Here is a 16,887-nt window from a genome sequence, read left to right on the forward strand (position 1 = left end):
CGGCATTGATGTGACAGATTCACCGCTATCGCTGGCAAGCCAGCTCCCACAGGGTTAGGCGCAAGTTTTACGACTGTCCTCAAATAATCATAAAAAGAGGCACCCCCCATGCCACCGCAAACCCTCACCGGGCAGGCGTCTTTAGTCACGCCCAGCCGCAAGCGGTTTTTCATCATGGTGCTGTTGTTCATCACCGTGGTCATCAACTACCTCGACCGCAGCAACCTGTCGATTGCCGCGCCCGCGCTGACCAGCGAACTGGGCATCGATCCGGTGCATGTCGGGCTGATTTTCTCCGCGTTCGGCTGGACCTACGCCGCGATGCAGATCCCCGGCGGCTGGCTGGTGGATCGGGTGCCGCCGCGTATCCTCTACAGCGTCGCCCTGCTGCTGTGGTCGCTGGCTACCGTGATGCTCGGCTTTGCCGCGAGTTTCATTGCGCTGTTCGTGCTGCGCATGGCGGTCGGCGCGCTGGAAGCACCGGCCTATCCGATCAACAGCCGCGTGGTCACCACCTGGTTTCCCGAGCGTGAGCGAGCCACGGCGATTGGTTTCTACACTTCCGGGCAGTTTGTCGGTCTGGCCTTTCTGACCCCGGTGCTGGCGTGGCTGCAACATGAGTTCGGCTGGCACATGGTTTTTGTCGCCACCGGTGCGGCGGGGGTTGTCTGGGCGGCGATCTGGTACGCGGTGTATCGCGAACCGCGGGACTTCAAGGGCGCCAACGACGCGGAGATCGACCTGATCCGCGAAGGCGGCGGGCTGGTGGATATTCAAGCGCAGACGGCCAAGGCCTCGTTCAGCTGGACCGACCTCGGTATTGTTCTGAGCAAACGCAAGTTGTGGGGCATCTACCTCGGCCAGTTCTGCCTGAACTCGACGCTGTGGTTTTTCCTGACGTGGTTCCCGACCTACCTGGTGAAATATCGCGGCATGGACTTCATCAAGTCCGGCCTGCTGGCATCACTGCCGTTTCTGGCCGCGTTCATTGGTGTGCTGTGTTCGGGGTTCTTTTCCGACTTGCTGATTCGCCGTGGCTGCAGCGTGGGTTTTGCGCGCAAGTTGCCGATCATTGGCGGGTTGCTGATTTCCACCTCGATCATCGGCGCCAACTTCGTTGAATCGACGCCGCTGGTGATCGCCTTCCTGGCGCTGGCGTTTTTCGGCAACGGCCTGGCGTCGATCACCTGGTCGCTGGTCTCGACCCTCGCGCCGGCACGCTTGCTCGGTTTGACTGGCGGGGTGTTCAACTTCATCGGCAACCTGTCGGCAATTGCCACGCCGATTGTCATCGGTTTCCTTGCCAGCGGTGATTCGTTTGCCCCGGCGATCACCTATATCGCGATTCTGGCGCTGATCGGTGCATTGTCCTACGTGCTGCTGGTGGGCAAGGTCGAGCGTATCGAGTTGTAGTGGTCAGCGTCGGGCGACCATAATGCCGCCCGTTCCCTCGCTCAACGGTAAAGGCTGGATATGCAGGAAGACGCCCCGGAAAAAACCAAGGACGCCGCACCCACCGGCACCCAGACCCTGCTTCGCGGGCTGGGCGTGGTGCAGGCGGTGGCCAGTGGCGCCCGCGATCTGAAAGAGATCGCCCGACTGATCGGCACCACGCGCAGCACCACCCATCGTCTGGCCAGTTGTCTGGTGGACGAACGTTACCTGCGCGTGGTGCCGCAAATCGGCTATCTGCTGGGGCCAAAATTGATCGAGCTGGGGTTTCAGGCCCGCGAAGAGCTGCCGCTGGTGAGTCTGGCCGCGCCGTATCTGGACGAGTTGTCGGCGCTGACCGGCGACACCGTGCACCTGGGGATTCGCGAAGGCGACGAGGTGTTGTACCTGCTGAAGAATCCGGGGCGCAATGGCCCGGAAATGCGCTCGCGGGTCGGCCATCGCATGCCGCTGGCACGCACCGGGATCGGCAAGGCCTTGATGCTCGACGATGCACCGCAGGATTGGCAAAGGCTGTACGACATCAGCCTGCCGGCGGGTGGGAAAAGTCAGTTCTGGCCGCAGCATCCCCAGCAATCGTGGGAGCAGCTCGAGCAGCGCATGACCGAGTACGTGGCCGGCGGATACGCCTTCGATCTGGAAGACAACGAACCGTCGATCCGCTGCGTGGCGGCGCCGATTCGTGATGCGAGCAAGCGCATTGTGGCGGCGATCAGTATCGCCAGCACCGTGCCGTACATGCCGCTGGAAAAAATGGCCGAGCTGATTCCCCTGATCAAAGGGGTCACAGCCCGGCTGTCGGCAGAACTCGGTCTGAAGGTTTAAAGCTTCAACGTCGCCATGTCGATCACGAAGCGATACTTCACGTCACCGGCAATCATTCGGGCGTAAGCCTCGTTGATCTGGCGGATGTCGAGCATTTCGATGTCGCAGGTGATGTTGTGCTCGGCGCAGAAATCCAGCACTTCCTGGGTTTCGGCGATGCCGCCGATCAACGAACCGGCCAGTACGCGGCGGCCCAGCACCAGGTTGGCGGCGTGCACGGGCGGATCGATCGGTTCGATCAGGCCGACCAGAATGTGCACGCCATCAAAGCGCAGGGTTTGCAGGTACGGGTTGAGGTCGTGCTGCACCGGAATGGTGTCGAGCAGGAAGTCGAATTGACCTGCGGCGGCGGCCATCTGCTCGGCATCGGTGGAGACGATCACATGATCGGCGCCCTGACGACGACCTTCCTCGGCCTTGCTCGCCGAACGGGTGAACAGCGTGACTTCCGCGCCCATCGCCTTGGCGAACTTGATGCCCATGTGGCCGAGGCCGCCCATACCGAGAATTCCGACCTTGTCGCCGGCCTTGACCCCGTAATGCTTGAGCGGCGAGTAGGTGGTGATGCCGGCGCAGAGGATTGGCGCAGCGCTGGCCAGATCCAGTTTCTCCGGGATACGCACCACGAAGTGTTCGCTGACGACGATGCTGTCGGAGTAGCCGCCCATGGTGTTGCTGCCGTCGACCCGATCCGGGGTGGCGTAGGTCATGGTCGGGCCTTCGAGGCAATATTGCTCGAGGTTCTGCTGGCAGGCGGCGCAGGTGCGGCAGGAGTCGACCATGCAGCCAACACCGACCAGATCGCCTACTTTATGTTGGGTGACGTTCGCACCGATGGCGGTGACTTTTCCGACGATCTCGTGGCCGGGCATCAGCGGATAAACGGCGATGCCCCATTCATTGCGCGCCTGATGGATGTCGGAGTGGCAGACGCCGCAGTACAGGATCTCGATCGCCACGTCGTCAGCGCGCGGGCTGCGGCGTTCGAATTTCATCGGGGCGAGGGGAGTGGTGGCCGATTGAGCGGCATAACCGATAGCGGTGTACATGAGAAACCTCGCAGAAGCAGTAACAGGTGAGGTGGCGCATTCTGGGCGCCGTCTGCCGTTGCGGCCATGACGATTCCTCCGGGTCTTATGCCTAATCCTCCGGCATGCGGGTCTGGGCGATCGCATTGGCAAAAGGATCTGCGATGATGCTTGCATGCCTTTTTCCGTGACTTTTTTGAAGACCCCTCCAATGCAGTTGACCCGCCACCTTGATGCCAATGCCACGCTGGTTTCGCTGATCGAGCCGCTGGCGCTCCGCGACGGTTACAGCCAGACCGGGTTGCCGGGCGTGCAGGTGTTGCGCGCCAGTTGCGACGTGGCGCGTGGCCCGCACATTTACGAGCCGAGCCTGATGATCATCGCCCAGGGTAGCAAACTGGCGTTCCTCGGCCCGCGCACCATGGAATATGGCGCCGGGCACTACCTGATTCAGGCGCTGCCGGTGCCGTTCGAGTGCGAAACCTTTGCCTTGCCGGACGCGCCGTTGCTGGGGGTGTCGGTAGCGATCGACCGGGTGCTGCTCGGCGAACTGGTGCTGGCCATGGGGCTGGCGCCCGGGCGGCACATTCCGGCGCAAACGCCGGAGTCGATGACCTCGGTGGTGCTCGACGATGACATGCGCGGCTGTGTCGAGCGCTTGTTGCGCTGCCTGCACGATCCGCTGGAGCGGCAGATTCTCGGGCCGGCGCGGGTGCGTGAATTGTTGTTCACCGCGCTGCGCGGGCCACAGGCCGATGTGTTGCGCGCGCTGGTGGAGCAGCAGGGGCAGTTCGCCCGGGTCGCGGCGTCGATCAGCCATCTGCATGCGCATTACACCGAACCGTTGAACGTCGAGACCCTGGCCAGTTGCGCGAACATGAGCGTTTCGTCCTTCCACGAGCACTTCAAGCGCAGCACGCTGTTGTCGCCGGTGCAGTACCTCAAGCGCTTGCGCCTGCTGAAGGCGCAGACCTTGCTGGTCGCCGAAGGACTGGGCGTGGCGCAGGTGGCGCATCGGGTGGGGTATCAGAGTACGTCGCAGTTCAGCCGTGAGTACAAGCGCTACTTCGAGCGTAGCCCGGGTGAGGAGCGCGTTGCCTGAGTCAGTGGCAATATTCCTGATGGGCCCGCGATCCCTGTAGGAGCTGCGGCACGCTGCGATCTTTTGATTTTTCAGATCAGCGTCAAGAGATCGCAGCGTGCCGCAGCTCCTACAGGGGAACGCAGAAATCCTGGGCAACAAAAAGGCCCCCATTCCGGGAGCCTCGTTGTTCAGCGGTTCGACTTACATGTTTGGGTAAGTCGGGCCGCCAGCGCCTTCCGGCGTGACCCAGGTGATGTTCTGCGAAGGGTCCTTGATGTCACAGGTCTTGCAGTGCACGCAGTTCTGGGCGTTGATCTGGAAGCGTTTTTCGCCGTCTTCTTTGGTGATCACTTCGTACACACCGGCCGGGCAGTAGCGCTGCGCCGGTTCGTCGTACATCGGCAGGTTGCGACTCAGCGGGATGCTCGGGTCGGTCAGCTTCAGGTGGCAAGGCTGTTCTTCTTCGTGGTTGGTACCAGAGATGAACACCGAGCTCAATTTGTCGAAGCTGAGTTTGCCGTCCGGCTTCGGATAGTCGATCTTCTTGCAGTCGGCTGCGAGCTTGAGGCAGGCATAATCCGGCTTGGTGTCGTGCAGGGTGAACGGCAGTTTGCCGCCGAAGATGTTCTGGTCCAGCCAGTTGAAACCACCGCCGACGATCGCACCGAACTTGTGGATCGCCGGGCCGAAGTTACGGCTGGCGAACAGTTCGTCGTAGAGCCAGCTCTTCTTGAACGCGTCGACGTAGGAAGTCAGCTCTTCAGTGCCATCCTTCTCGGCGAACAGTGCGTCAGCCACCGACTCGGCGGCCAGCATGCCGGACTTCATTGCGGTGTGGCTGCCCTTGATCTTGGCGAAGTTCAGGGTGCCGAGGTCGCAACCGATCAGCGCGCCGCCCTTGAAGACCATTTTCGGCAGCGAGTTCAGGCCGCCCTTGCAGATGGCGCGAGCGCCGTAGCTGACGCGTTTGCCGCCTTCCAGGTATTGCTTGAGCACCGGGTGATGCTTGAGGCGCTGGAACTCGTCGAACGGCGACAGGTAGGTGTTGCTGTAGGACAGGTCAACGATCAGACCGACCACCACCTGGTTGTTTTCCAGGTGATAGAGGAACGAGCCGCCAGTGTTTTCGGTGCCCATGATGTCCAGCGGCCAGCCGGCGGTGTGTACTACCAGGCCCGGCTGGTGCTTGGCCGGGTCGATTTCCCAGATTTCTTTGAGGCCGATGCCGTAGTGCTGGGCGTCGGCATCGCTGTCGAGGTTGTAGCGCTTGATCAGCTGCTTGCCGATGTGGCCACGGCAACCTTCGGCGAACAGCGTGTATTTGCCACGCAGTTCCATGCCCGGGGTGTACAGGCCTTCTTTCGGATTGCCTTCGCGATCGACGCCCAGATCACCGGTGATGATCCCGCGTACGATGCCGTTTTCGTCGATCAAGGCTTCCTGAGCGGCGAACCCCGGGTAGATTTCCACGCCGAGGTTCTCGGCCTGCTGGGCCAGCCAGCGGCACAGGTTGCCCAGGGAAATAATGTAGTTGCCTTCGTTGTGCATGGTCTTGGGCACAAAGAAGTCAGGAATCTTCTGCGCGCTTTCGGCGTTTTTCAGCACGAAAATATCGTCGCGGGTGACCGGGGTGTTCAGCGGGGCGCCGAGTTCTTTCCAGTCCGGGAACAGTTCGTTCAGAGCGCGTGGTTCGAACACGGCACCGGAAAGGATGTGTGCGCCGACTTCGGAGCCTTTTTCGACCACGCAGACGCTGATTTCCTTACCGGCTTCGGCGGCCTTCTGCTTCAGACGGCAGGCGGCGGACAGGCCAGCGGGGCCGGCACCGACGATGACCACGTCGAATTCCATGTATTCGCGTTCCACAGGCTATCTCCTACTCAAGGCTCAACAGTTTTTTTTCTAATTTGGAGGTTCGGTGTCGTATCCGTTATTGCCTTTACGTTAACGTCAAGGGTAATAATGGGCAAACCACCTTTCTCTCTAGGCGGCGCATTATATCTACACCACTCCGAGCGTCCAATACAAACGTTTGTTTGAATCGGCTCCAGCCCAGAGAAATCAAAGAAGCACGGCTTATGAACGGCCATTTTGCCGTATTGACCGGAATAGGCGTTCCGGTCAAGATACGGGCGGTTTTGCGCTCGCCGTAGGCAGACTGGCGGTTTCAAGAGCACCTCTAAAGACAGGGCACAGGCAGTTCAAGGTGATGCGCAGCGCAACTCCGGCGCGCAGTTTACACACCGTGCGAATCAATGACCCGTCGGTCACCACTGACGAACGGTCATCGCCCTCAGCCGGCGTTTTTAGAGGTGCCCTTGTGCCCGATGAGCATCAACCGCCAGGTTCGCCTAGGCGACTTTCTTTTCACCGGAGAGTAACGAGGAATCCATGAAGGTTCTTGTAGCTGTCAAACGCGTTGTGGATTACAACGTCAAGGTTCGCGTCAAAGCGGACAATTCCGGCGTAGACCTCGCCAACGTCAAGATGTCGATGAACCCGTTCTGCGAAATCGCAGTGGAAGAAGCCGTCCGCCTGAAAGAAAAAGGCGTTGCGACTGAAATCGTCGTCGTCTCCATCGGCCCGACCACCGCTCAGGAACAGCTGCGTACCGCACTGGCTCTGGGTGCCGACCGCGCCATCCTCGTCGAATCCGCTGAAGACCTGACTTCGCTGGCCGTGGCCAAGCTGCTCAAGGCAGTGGTCGACAAGGAACAGCCTCAGCTGGTGATCCTGGGCAAACAGGCCATCGACAGCGACAACAACCAGACCGGCCAGATGCTCGCTGCACTGAGCGGCTACGGTCAGGGCACATTCGCTTCGAAAGTCGAAGTGTCCGGCGACAGCGTTGCCGTGACCCGCGAAATCGACGGCGGCGCGCAGACCGTTTCCCTGAAACTGCCGGCCATCGTCACCACCGACCTGCGTTTGAACGAGCCGCGTTATGCGTCCCTGCCAAACATCATGAAAGCCAAGAAGAAGCCTCTCGAAGTGCTGACTCCGGACGCTTTGGGCGTTTCCACCGCCTCCACCAACAAGACCCTGAAAGTCGAAGCGCCGGCTGCACGCAGCGCGGGCATCAAGGTCAAGTCCGTGGCTGAACTGGTCGAGAAACTGAAAAACGAAGCGAAGGTAATCTGATCATGACTATCTTGGTAATCGCTGAACACGACAACAAAGTGCTGGCTCCGGCCACACTGAACACCGTGGCTGCTGCTGCCAAAATCGGCGGCGACATCCACGTTCTGGTTGCAGGCCAGGGCGCTGGCGCCGTGGCTGAAGCCGCTGCGAAAATCGCTGGCGTGAGCAAAGTCCTGAACGCTGACAATGCCGCTTACGCGCATCAGCTGCCGGAAAACGTTGCGCCGCTGGTTGCAGAGCTGGGCAAGGGCTACAGCCACATCCTGGCCGCCGCCACGTCCAACGGCAAAAACATTCTGCCGCGCGTCGCCGCTGCACTGGACGTTGACCAGATTTCCGAGATCATCTCGGTAGAAAGCGCCGACACCTTCAAGCGCCCGATCTACGCCGGTAACGCCATCGCGACCGTGCAGTCGACCGCACCGATCAAAGTGATCACCGTGCGTGCCACCGGTTTCGACCCGGTTGCCGCTGAAGGTGGTTCGGCGGCCGTTGAAGCCGTTGCTGCTGCACACGATGCCGGCACTTCCAGCTTCGTCAGCGAAGAACTGGCCAAGTCCGATCGTCCTGAACTGACCGCTGCCAAGATCGTCGTTTCCGGCGGCCGCGGCATGCAGAACGGCGACAACTTCAAACACCTGTACGCTCTGGCCGACAAGCTGGGCGCTGCCGTCGGTGCTTCCCGCGCCGCAGTCGACGCAGGTTTCGTACCGAACGACATGCAGGTCGGTCAGACCGGCAAGATCGTTGCGCCACAGCTGTACATCGCCGTTGGTATCTCCGGGGCGATCCAGCACCTGGCCGGTATGAAAGACTCCAAAGTGATCGTCGCGATCAACAAGGACGAAGAAGCGCCGATCTTCCAGGTGGCCGATTACGGTCTGGTGGCGGATCTGTTCGAAGCAGTCCCTGAGCTGGAGAAGCTGGTCTAATCCGGCGGCTTCACTTATAAAGAGCCCGGCCTTGTGGTCGGGCTTTTTTTTGTCTCGAATTTGAGTGGGAGTGTTTTGCCATGGATTTGCGCCGCTGGCTGTTATCGGGATTGATCCTGTTGCCGGGCATGGCTGCGGCCGCCGGCAAATGCGAGCGCCTCGTCGTCACCGGTAGCCCGGATGCGCCGCCGTACCTGTGGCAGGACCCGCAGAACCCCAAACACTTGATCGGCGCCAGTGCCGACCTGTTGCAGCAAGTGGCCAAGGATCTGGGGATCAAGGTCGAGCTGCTCTACGCCGGCAAACGCTCGCAGGCCCTCGATGAAGTGCGTAGCGGCCGAATGGACATGCTGGCCGACACGCCGCTGATGTTCAACGAGCTGGAAAACCTCGACTACATCTATCCGCCGTTGCTGGAAAACGACTACCTGGTGTGGACGCGCAAAGGCTCGACGCTGGTCTACAGCGAAGCCAAAGACCTGCACGGGCACACGGGCGGGATGTCGGAAAAGTCTCGAATGACCCAGGCATTCGGCACTTTCGCCGAGCAGAATCTGACCCTGACGCGTACGGCAAATATCACTCAGGCCTTTCAGAAATTGCTGCTGGGGGAGGTGGAATATGTACTCGCCGGTCGCTACTCGGGCATGGCGGCTGCGCAGGCATTGGGCATGGCCAATGATCTACTGGCCTTCGAGCAACCGATTGACCGGCCAGGTCTGTTCCTCGCGGTTTCGCACAACTCCGCCTGCAACGATCCGTGGTTGCGCGGACAGCTCGCTAAAAAGATGACAGAATTGCCCGCGTCCGGACTGACCGAAGCCGCGCTGCAACGCAACATCGAGCGCTGGAAGGCGCAGCAGCAACAGCCGCAGCCACCTGTCAGTGCCCCAAAACAGTAGGGATTTTTAGTGAGTATTCGACCTCTTTTCGCGGCTGTGGCCGTTCTCGCCCTGGCCGGCTGCGCCAACGATCCTGCGCCCAATGAACAAATGCGCCTGACCGAACAGGCCATCGCCCAGGCCAAGGCTGTCGGTGCGACTGCCGATGAAATGCCGGAAATGAAACTGGCCGAAGACAAGTTCAATCGCGCCAAGGGCAACATGACCGACGAGTCTTACAAGAACGCGCGCATGCGTTCCGAACAGGCCGAGCTGGATGCGCGTCTGGCCGAAGCCAAAGTGCTGACGCAAAAGAGCGAAGAGCAATTGAATGTGTTGAACACCCGCATCATCCGTCTGCGCAAGCAGCTGGGAGATGCCCAATGAGCCTCAAGTCAAAAGCCCTCGGCGGCCTGATCCTGGCCGGTTGCGCGAGCCTCTACGGTTGCGCGGGTCAGCACGGCGAAGCGGCCTTGCAACAGGCCGGCAGTGATTTTCAGAAGGTCAAGGAAGATTCCAACGTGCTGCGTATCGCGCCAAAAGACGTGATTCGTGCCGGCGAGTCCCTGGCTCGGGCCGATCGTCTGTCGACCTACTGGGGCAGCGGTTCGGACGTGGTGCACTACGCCTACCTGAGTCAGCGCTACAGCGAAATCGCACGTGAACACACCAATCTGGTGCTCAACGAAGAACGCGCGGCGAAGCTGGAACTGGAACGTCAGCGCCTGCAACTGGCCCTGCGCGAATCCAAACTGCTGAGCGTGCAGCAGCAGGGCAAGTGGCTCGAAGAACAGATCGTGGCGCTGGCCACCACACAGACCGATCGCGGTCTGGTCATGACCCTCGGCGACGTGCTGTTCGACACCGGTGAGGCGGAGCTGAAGAGTTCGGCCAACCGCGTGGTGTTGAAGATCGTGCAGTTCCTGCAACTCAACCCGAAGCGTGTGGTGCGTATCGAGGGCTACACCGACAGCACCGGCGGTAAACAGGACAACCTCAAGCTGTCGCGCGATCGCGCCCAGGCCGTGGCGGATGTGCTGATGGATCTGGGTATCGAAGACAAGCGGATTCAGGTCGAAGGTTACGGCGACGAATACCCGGTGGACGCCAATGCTTCCGAGCGCGGGCGGGCACAGAACCGTCGGGTGGAAATCGTGTTCTCCGACGAAAAAGGCCAGCTCGGCGCCGCCCGCTGAATTTCGGGTTCGGCGCAGTCTCCTGAACGACGCGTCCCCCTGTAGGAGCTGGCGAAGCCTGCGATCTGTTGATCTTGAAAAAGCAAGATCAACAGATCGCAGCCTCGTTTCACTCGACAGCTCCTACAAAGGCCCGGCCTGTCATGCAGAGCCGGGCTTTTTTACGTCTGTCGATTGGCACGCAAATCCATACAGTTGTAGCTGACACTGCACTGTATGGTCGACTATGGTGGCAACTGTCCCAGTACACTTCTAAACTGTTCCGGTATTGTTTCACACAAGAATAAAACGCCCGTGAAATCGAGTGCTGCGTCATGACCAACCTCCTGCTCTACCAACGTATTGCTCAACAACTGGCGGAAGACATCCGGCGCGGTGTCTATCAGCCCGGGGAACGCGTGCCGTCGGTGCGCAAGATGAGTTCGCAGCTCAATGTCAGCCATGCAACGGTGTTGCAGGCCTACGCCAATCTCGAAGATCAGGGTTTGATCCGGGCGCGGCCGCAGTCCGGTTACTACGTGCATCAGACCCCGGCGCTGACAGCCCCGACCCCGGACATCGCCCGGGTCGAACGCCCAGGCCTGGTCACCCGCGCGAGCATCATTCAGCAAGTATTGGTCGAATCCCGGCGCGAAGGGGTGTTCCCTTTGGGCGCTGCGGTGCCGAGTGTCGATTACCTCCCGGTTCGCGCGCTGCATCAGCAATTGGCCAAGGTCACCCGATTCCATAGCCCGCGGGCGTTCAGCTACATGTTCAGCCCCGGTTTCGAACCGTTGCGCCGGCAAGTGGCGATCCGCATGCGCGATGCTGGCGTGGTGGTCGATCCGTCAGAAGTGGTGATCACCCACGGTTGCGTCGATGCCTTGCAGATGTCGCTGCGGGTGCTGACCCGTCCGGGTGATCTGATCGCTGCCGAGTCGCCGACCTATTACGGTTTACTGCAACTGGCCGATCTGCTGGGCCTGAAAGTGATCGAGATCCCCAGCGATCCGGCCACCGGCATGAGCCTCGAAGCCCTGCAACTGGCCGCCAACCAATGGTCGATCAAGGCCTTGGTGCTGACCACGCGGCTGAGCAATCCACTGGGCGGCACCATGCCGGAAGAGCGGCAGAAACAACTGCTGCGCCTGGCCTCGGACTTCGATATCCAGATCGTCGAAGACGACATCTATGGCGAGTTGATGTTCGAGCAGGGCCGCACCAAGGCCTTGAAGGCCTACGACCGACTGGATCGGGTGATCTACTGCTCGAGCTTTTCCAAAACGTTATCACCAGGCGTGCGGGTCGGATGGATGATTGCCGGCAAGTTCCAGCAGGAAATCCAGCGTCTGCAGACGTTCACCACGCATTCGGCGTGCAGCGTGACGCAAATGGCGATTGCCGCTTATCTGGAAAATGGCGGTTATGACCGGCATTTACGGTACATCCGTCAGGAGTACCGGAAAAACCTCAGCGCGTTCCAGCTGGCGGTGCAGCAGTACTTCCCCGAAGGCACGCAAATGACCCGGCCCACGGGCGGTTTCATCCTGTGGGTGAGCCTGCCGGGGCGGGTCAATACCCAGGATTTGCATGTGCGCGCCTTGCAGCAGGGCATCAGCATTGCGCCGGGGCTGATCTTCAGTAATACCGAGCAGTTCAACCACTGTATCCGCCTGAACTGCGGCACGCCGTGGAATCGCGAGGCGGAAAGGGCGCTGATGACGCTTGGTTTGCTGGCCACTCAACTGTGTCAGGAAACCGCTGGCGGTTTCTGAACGAGCGGCGCGTCGTGCTTGTCTTGTGACGCTCAACAGGCGAGCATATGGCCCTCTGCCGTCAGTGTTGTAGGGTTCATGAAAGCGATTGTTCCTGCCGTCTGGATTTTGCTTTGTTTGATGATGGGCCACGTGCCCGGTGTCATGGCTGCCGCCGTTCAGGAAAAACCCGCGACGTCCGCCCCGGCGAGCAAAGCGACTGCCGGCAAAAAAGCCGATGCGGATAAAAAAGCTCAGGACAAAAAAGCCCCGCAGAAGAAAGCCGCCCCGGTGAAGAAACGGCCACCGATTGCCTCCAAGTCGAAACCGGCCAGTGAAGTGGTGAAAACCAAACTGCCGCCGGCCAAGCTGGACCTGAGCCTGCCCAAGGACATGGTTCAGCAACTCAAACCTGCCGGCACTGTGCCGATGCCCAAACACGACGCGATTCTGCCGCAGATGTTTGGCGAGAAGAACAGTGGATTCCAGCTCAATGGCCGCTTGCTCAGCAACGAAATGCAGTTGCAGCTGCGCAACGAAGAGCGTCGCGAAGTCGAAGGCGCTGCGCTGGATTTCGAGTTCAAGCAATAAATTCAATCGATCCGTGACCCGCGAACCAGACGCTTTGTCGGAGACTGGTCGGTCACATTCAGTTATCGGTAAAAACCCCGGTTCAGGGAATTTGAAACAACCGTTTTAGCGGTTACTCTGTCCGTGTCTCTTTAACACATCGCCCGTCGCGAGGACTTGCCCGTCATGAAATGCCGTGAAGGCTGTGGCGCTTGCTGTATTGCCCCTTCCATCAGCTCTGCCATTCCGGGCATGCCCAACGGCAAACCTGCCGGCGAACGTTGCGTGCAGCTCTCGGTCGAAAACCTGTGCAGCATTTTCGGCCAGCCGGAGCGTCCGGCGGTCTGCTCTGGATTTGCCGCCGATGTCGAAGTCTGTGGCAGCAGCTCGGAAGAAGCGATCAAGTTGATCGGCTGGTGGGAGCAGATGACGGCGGCGTGATGTGTCAAACGAACGGAACTTCAACAATAAGGAATAAGACTATGGGTTCGCTGCATCGTATCGCTGTGTTGTGTGGTTTGACGGCTGTGCTGGCCACGTCGGTAGCTCAGGCTGAGGACTGGAAAGTCGCCAAGGAGCAGGACGGGATCAAGGTCTCGCTGGCCGAAGTGCCGGGTTCCGATTACAAGTCCTACCAGGGTGTTGCCCTGATGAAGACTACCGTTGCCAAACTGCGTGCCTTGCAGGAAGACGTGGCCGGGGCCTGCGCCTGGATTCACGAGTGTAAAACCCAGAAACTGCTCAAGCACGAAGGTGATCAGAGCTGGACCTACACCCAGTTCAATACGCCGTGGCCAGTCACCCCACGCGATTCGGTACTGCACGTCACCACCGTTGAAGGCGCCGATGGCAGCCTGACCCGCAACCTCGAAGGCGTGCCGAAGTACATTCCCGAGGAGAAGGGTTTTGTCCGTGTCGCTCAGGTCAAAGGCTTCTGGAAGTTCGTGCCCAAGGGTGATCAGGTTGAAGTGACCTATCAGGTGCACACCGAGCCGGGCGGCAGCGTGCCGAGCATGATTGCCAACAAGTTCGTGGTCGACGCACCCTTCAACACACTCAAAGCCCTGAAAGAACGCGCCGAGAAGTAGTTTTCGCGCTCACAGCAAAACGCCCCGGTCGAATCGGGGCGTTTTTGTTTTGTCGTTATATTGTGTTTCCAGATATGCGTTGGACGAAATTTTCACAAAGTGTTCCAGACAATTCGCCCGCGCAACTCGGTTTGTCCCCCCGCCCAGGTACTTGCATGAAAGAGTCGGGCAGCGGGGCAGTAATCAATGGCAATGCTGCCGTTGATCGTGCAACATTTGCGCACCGCGCACGCCCCGGGGCCTGGAATGGCCAATAGAGGGCATGGCGCCGCTGTATTTTGCAACTTCAACTTCCAATGGGTCCTAAAACGACATGGCAAACCCGGACGCCCTGAATCAGCAGCGATCTTCCACTCGCCTGCTGCAACCGACCGTCAAATCGCATCTGGCCTACACACTGCTGTGTGCCCTGGTCATGATGGTGATGTTTTCCGTGCTGCGCCTCGCGCTGCTGGTCTACAACCGCGAGATGATCCTCGATACCCCGGCTTCGACCTTCCTCGAAGCTTTCGCCAATGGCCTGCGTTTCGACCTGCGCCTGGTGGTCTATGTCTGCGTTCCGCTGGTGCTGGCACTGTTCAGTGCCCGGGCGATGGCTGCTCGCGGGTTCTTCCGTCTGTGGCTGACCGTGGCGTCCAGCATCGCGCTGTTCCTCGGCCTGATGGAAATGGACTTCTACCGTGAGTTCCACCAGCGCCTCAACGGCCTGGTGTTCCAGTACGTGAAAGAAGACCCGAAAACCGTGATGAGCATGCTCTGGTACGGTTTCCCGGTGGTGCGTTACCTGCTGGCGTGGGTCATCGGCACGGTGATCCTGACCCTGGCCTTCAAGGGCGCCGACCGCGCGACCCGTCCACGTGGCCCGTTCAGCGGCGGCAACGTTGGCACCCGGCAAGTAGCACCGTGGTACACCCGCCTGGCGGTGTTCGTGGTCTGCCTGCTGATCTGCGTCGTGGCCGCCCGTGGCACCCTGCGTCAAGGGCCGCCGCTGCGCTGGGGTGACGTGTACACCACCGAATCGAACTTTGCCAATCAGCTTGGCCTCAATGGTACCCTGTCGCTGATCGCGGCCGCCAAGGACCGCATGGGCGAGGACCGCGACAACATCTGGAAAGCCACGCTGCCGCAGGAACAGGCGCAGAAAGTGGTGCGCGAGATGCTGGTGATGCCGGACGACAAACTGGTCGATGCCGACATCGCTGCCGTGCGTCGTGACTACACGCCGCCGGCCGACAAGACCCTGCCGATCAAGAATGTCGTTGTGATCCTGATGGAAAGCATGGCCGGTCACTCGGTCGGTGCCTTGGGCGCGCCGGGCAACATCACCCCGTACCTCGACAAGCTGTCGAAGGAAGGTCTGTTGTTCGACCGCTTCTTCTCCAACGGCACGCACACCCACCAGGGCATGTTTGCGACCATGGCCTGCTTCCCGAACCTGCCGGGTTTCGAATACCTGATGCAGACCCCGGAAGGCAGCCACAAGCTCTCCGGCCTGCCGCAGCTGCTCAGCGCGCGCAAGTATGACGACGTGTACGTCTACAACGGTGACTTCGCCTGGGACAACCAGTCGGGCTTCTTCAGCAACCAGGGCATGACCAACTTCGTTGGCCGTAACGACTTCGTCAACCCGGTGTTCTCCGATCCGACCTGGGGCGTGTCCGACCAGGACATGTTCGACCGCGGTCTGGTGGAACTGAAGGCACGGGAAAACGGCAAGCCGTTCTACGCGCTGCTGCAAACCCTGTCCAACCACACGCCGTACGCCTTGCCGACGCCATTGCCGGTTGAGCGCGTAACCGATCGCGGCACGCTCAACGAACACCTGACCGCCATGCGTTACGCCGACTGGGCACTGGGTCAGTTCTTCGAAAAGGCGCGCAAAGAGCCGTACTTCAAGGAAACCCTGTTCGTGATCGTCGGTGACCACGGTTTCGGCAACGAGCGCCAGATCACCGAAATGGACCTGGGCCGCTTCAACGTGCCGATGCTGATGATCGCACCGGGCATCCAGGAGAAATTCGGCACCCGTGACCACACCGTGGGTACGCAGATCGACATCGTGCCGACCATCATGGGTCGTCTGGGTGGTGAAGTGCGTCACCAGTGCTGGGGTCGCGACCTGCTGAACCTGCCGGCCGGCGACACCGGTTTCGGTGTGATCAAGCCGTCGGGCAGCGAGCAGACCACCGCCATCGTCACCGCCGACCAGATCCTGGTGCTGCCGAAAGAGAAGGAAATGGCGCCGAAGATCTACCAGTACCAACTGGGCGCGAACCCTTCTGCCGAGATCATTCCGGACGCACCGCGTACCGCCGAACTGAAACTCAAGCTTGAAGCGTTCCTGCAAACGGCGACCAAGAGCCTGATGGACAACACCGCGGGTGTGGTCAACGGCAAGCCAGACTGATGTCGTTGCTTTAACAACCGCGCAATAAAAAAGAGGCCCTTTCGGGGCCTCTTTTTTTTACCGGCTAATTCGTCATATCCGGCCAAGTAACAGCAGTACCAACAGCACCACCAACACCACGCCGATAATGCCCGAAGGACCGTAACCCCAACTTCTGGAGTGCGGGAAGACCGGCAGACCACCGATCAGCAACAGGATCAGGATAATGATAAGAATTGTGCCCATGTCGATTTCCTTGTTGATAGTGTTCGAGAAGTCTTGGTGTTCAAGGGCGGCTGGAAGCTAACTAATTCCAGCCGGCTTACAAGTTCGGACTGGTGCGAATGAAAGAAAATTCAATGTTTTTTTAATGTATTTGGATTACTCGTTTATTTCCTTTAAAGCGCGAGATCAAAAGATCGCAGCCTTCGGCAGCTCCTACACCGATTCCTGTAGGAGCTGCCGAAGGCTGCGATCTTTTGATCCTGTATTCAGCATTCTGATGGAGCGTGGGATACCCGGGATCCTTCGCTACACTTCGCGCAACTCCTACAGAACAACAAGGCTGTCT

Annotated in this window: 16 protein-coding genes; 13 read left to right on the forward strand and 3 right to left on the reverse strand. The window is 59.9% G+C overall.

The genetic code is table 11. From position 1 onward, the window contains the following. Window positions 1–108: 108 nt before the first annotated feature. Both DBR18_RS00200 and DBR18_RS00205 read left to right on the forward strand, forming a co-directional pair. The gene (locus DBR18_RS00200) at window positions 109–1,413 is read left to right on the forward strand and encodes an MFS transporter (RefSeq protein WP_108588826.1); all 1,305 of its coding nucleotides are present in this window, start codon (window positions 109–111) and stop codon (window positions 1,411–1,413) included. Between the two features lie 60 nt (window positions 1,414–1,473). After that, window positions 1,474–2,277 carry an IclR family transcriptional regulator gene (locus tag DBR18_RS00205; protein ID WP_007961970.1) on the forward strand — a complete coding sequence of 268 codons (804 nt, stop codon included), beginning with the start codon at window positions 1,474–1,476 and terminating at the stop codon, window positions 2,275–2,277. On the opposite strand, the gene DBR18_RS00210 is transcribed toward DBR18_RS00205, so the two are convergent. Beyond that, the gene (locus tag DBR18_RS00210; protein ID WP_108588827.1) at window positions 2,274–3,326 is read right to left on the reverse strand and encodes an NAD(P)-dependent alcohol dehydrogenase; all 1,053 of its coding nucleotides are present in this window, start codon (window positions 3,324–3,326) and stop codon (window positions 2,274–2,276) included. The genes DBR18_RS00205 and DBR18_RS00210 overlap by 4 nt on opposite strands. Window positions 3,327–3,516: 190 nt before the next feature. On the opposite strand from DBR18_RS00210, the gene DBR18_RS00215 reads away from it, so the two are divergent. Beyond that, complete coding sequence (locus DBR18_RS00215; protein WP_108588828.1) at window positions 3,517–4,407, forward strand: AraC family transcriptional regulator; 891 nt, start codon at window positions 3,517–3,519, stop codon at window positions 4,405–4,407. 183 nt (window positions 4,408–4,590) lie between these two features. Here DBR18_RS00215 and DBR18_RS00220 read toward each other — a convergent pair whose 3' ends face one another. After that, a complete protein-coding gene (locus DBR18_RS00220) occupies window positions 4,591–6,255 on the reverse strand; it encodes an electron transfer flavoprotein-ubiquinone oxidoreductase (protein ID WP_108588829.1) in 1,665 nt (554 codons plus the stop codon). 525 nt (window positions 6,256–6,780) lie between these two features. On the opposite strand from DBR18_RS00220, the gene DBR18_RS00225 reads away from it, so the two are divergent. From DBR18_RS00225 to DBR18_RS00270, 10 genes are all read left to right on the forward strand, one after another. Then, window positions 6,781–7,530 carry an electron transfer flavoprotein subunit beta/FixA family protein gene (locus tag DBR18_RS00225; RefSeq protein WP_007908338.1) on the forward strand — a complete coding sequence of 250 codons (750 nt, stop codon included), beginning with the start codon at window positions 6,781–6,783 and terminating at the stop codon, window positions 7,528–7,530. A 2-nt stretch (window positions 7,531–7,532) separates the two neighbouring features. Further along, window positions 7,533–8,462 (forward strand): electron transfer flavoprotein subunit alpha/FixB family protein, encoded by a 930-nt coding sequence (locus tag DBR18_RS00230; RefSeq protein WP_086794169.1) that lies wholly within the window; start codon window positions 7,533–7,535, stop codon window positions 8,460–8,462. A gap of 80 nt (window positions 8,463–8,542) precedes the next feature. Then, complete coding sequence (locus tag DBR18_RS00235) at window positions 8,543–9,364, forward strand: ABC transporter substrate-binding protein (protein ID WP_108588830.1); 822 nt, start codon at window positions 8,543–8,545, stop codon at window positions 9,362–9,364. A gap of 9 nt (window positions 9,365–9,373) precedes the next feature. Continuing rightward, complete coding sequence (locus tag DBR18_RS00240) at window positions 9,374–9,730, forward strand: DUF4398 domain-containing protein (protein WP_108588831.1); 357 nt, start codon at window positions 9,374–9,376, stop codon at window positions 9,728–9,730. Further along, window positions 9,727–10,539, forward strand: a complete 813-nt coding sequence (locus tag DBR18_RS00245; RefSeq protein ID WP_108588832.1) for an OmpA family protein — start codon at window positions 9,727–9,729, stop codon at window positions 10,537–10,539. The genes DBR18_RS00240 and DBR18_RS00245 overlap by 4 nt, the downstream gene beginning before the upstream one ends. Before the next feature lie 314 nt (window positions 10,540–10,853). Next, entirely contained in the window at window positions 10,854–12,293 is a 1,440-nt protein-coding gene (locus tag DBR18_RS00250) for a PLP-dependent aminotransferase family protein (protein WP_108588833.1), read from the forward strand. Between the two features lie 78 nt (window positions 12,294–12,371). Beyond that, on the forward strand, window positions 12,372–12,863 hold the full coding sequence (locus DBR18_RS00255; RefSeq protein WP_108588834.1) for a translation initiation factor 2: 492 nt from the start codon (window positions 12,372–12,374) through the stop codon (window positions 12,861–12,863). Window positions 12,864–13,028: 165 nt separating this feature from the next. Continuing rightward, the gene (locus tag DBR18_RS00260) at window positions 13,029–13,283 is read left to right on the forward strand and encodes a YkgJ family cysteine cluster protein (protein WP_041069283.1); all 255 of its coding nucleotides are present in this window, start codon (window positions 13,029–13,031) and stop codon (window positions 13,281–13,283) included. 41 nt (window positions 13,284–13,324) lie between these two features. Continuing rightward, complete coding sequence (locus DBR18_RS00265) at window positions 13,325–13,930, forward strand: START domain-containing protein (protein WP_108588835.1); 606 nt, start codon at window positions 13,325–13,327, stop codon at window positions 13,928–13,930. A gap of 313 nt (window positions 13,931–14,243) precedes the next feature. Further along, complete coding sequence (locus DBR18_RS00270; RefSeq protein ID WP_108588836.1) at window positions 14,244–16,337, forward strand: LTA synthase family protein; 2,094 nt, start codon at window positions 14,244–14,246, stop codon at window positions 16,335–16,337. A 72-nt stretch (window positions 16,338–16,409) separates the two neighbouring features. Here the strand turns inward: DBR18_RS00270 and DBR18_RS00275 are convergent, their stop codons facing one another. Further along, window positions 16,410–16,568: a DUF3309 family protein gene (locus DBR18_RS00275; protein WP_169432680.1), complete on the reverse strand. Its 159-nt coding sequence runs from the start codon at window positions 16,566–16,568 to the stop codon at window positions 16,410–16,412. Window positions 16,569–16,887: the final 319 nt, after the last annotated feature.

The sequence above is a fragment of the Pseudomonas sp. HMWF021 genome, assembly GCF_003061005.1.
GTDB lineage: Bacteria > Pseudomonadota > Gammaproteobacteria > Pseudomonadales > Pseudomonadaceae > Aquipseudomonas.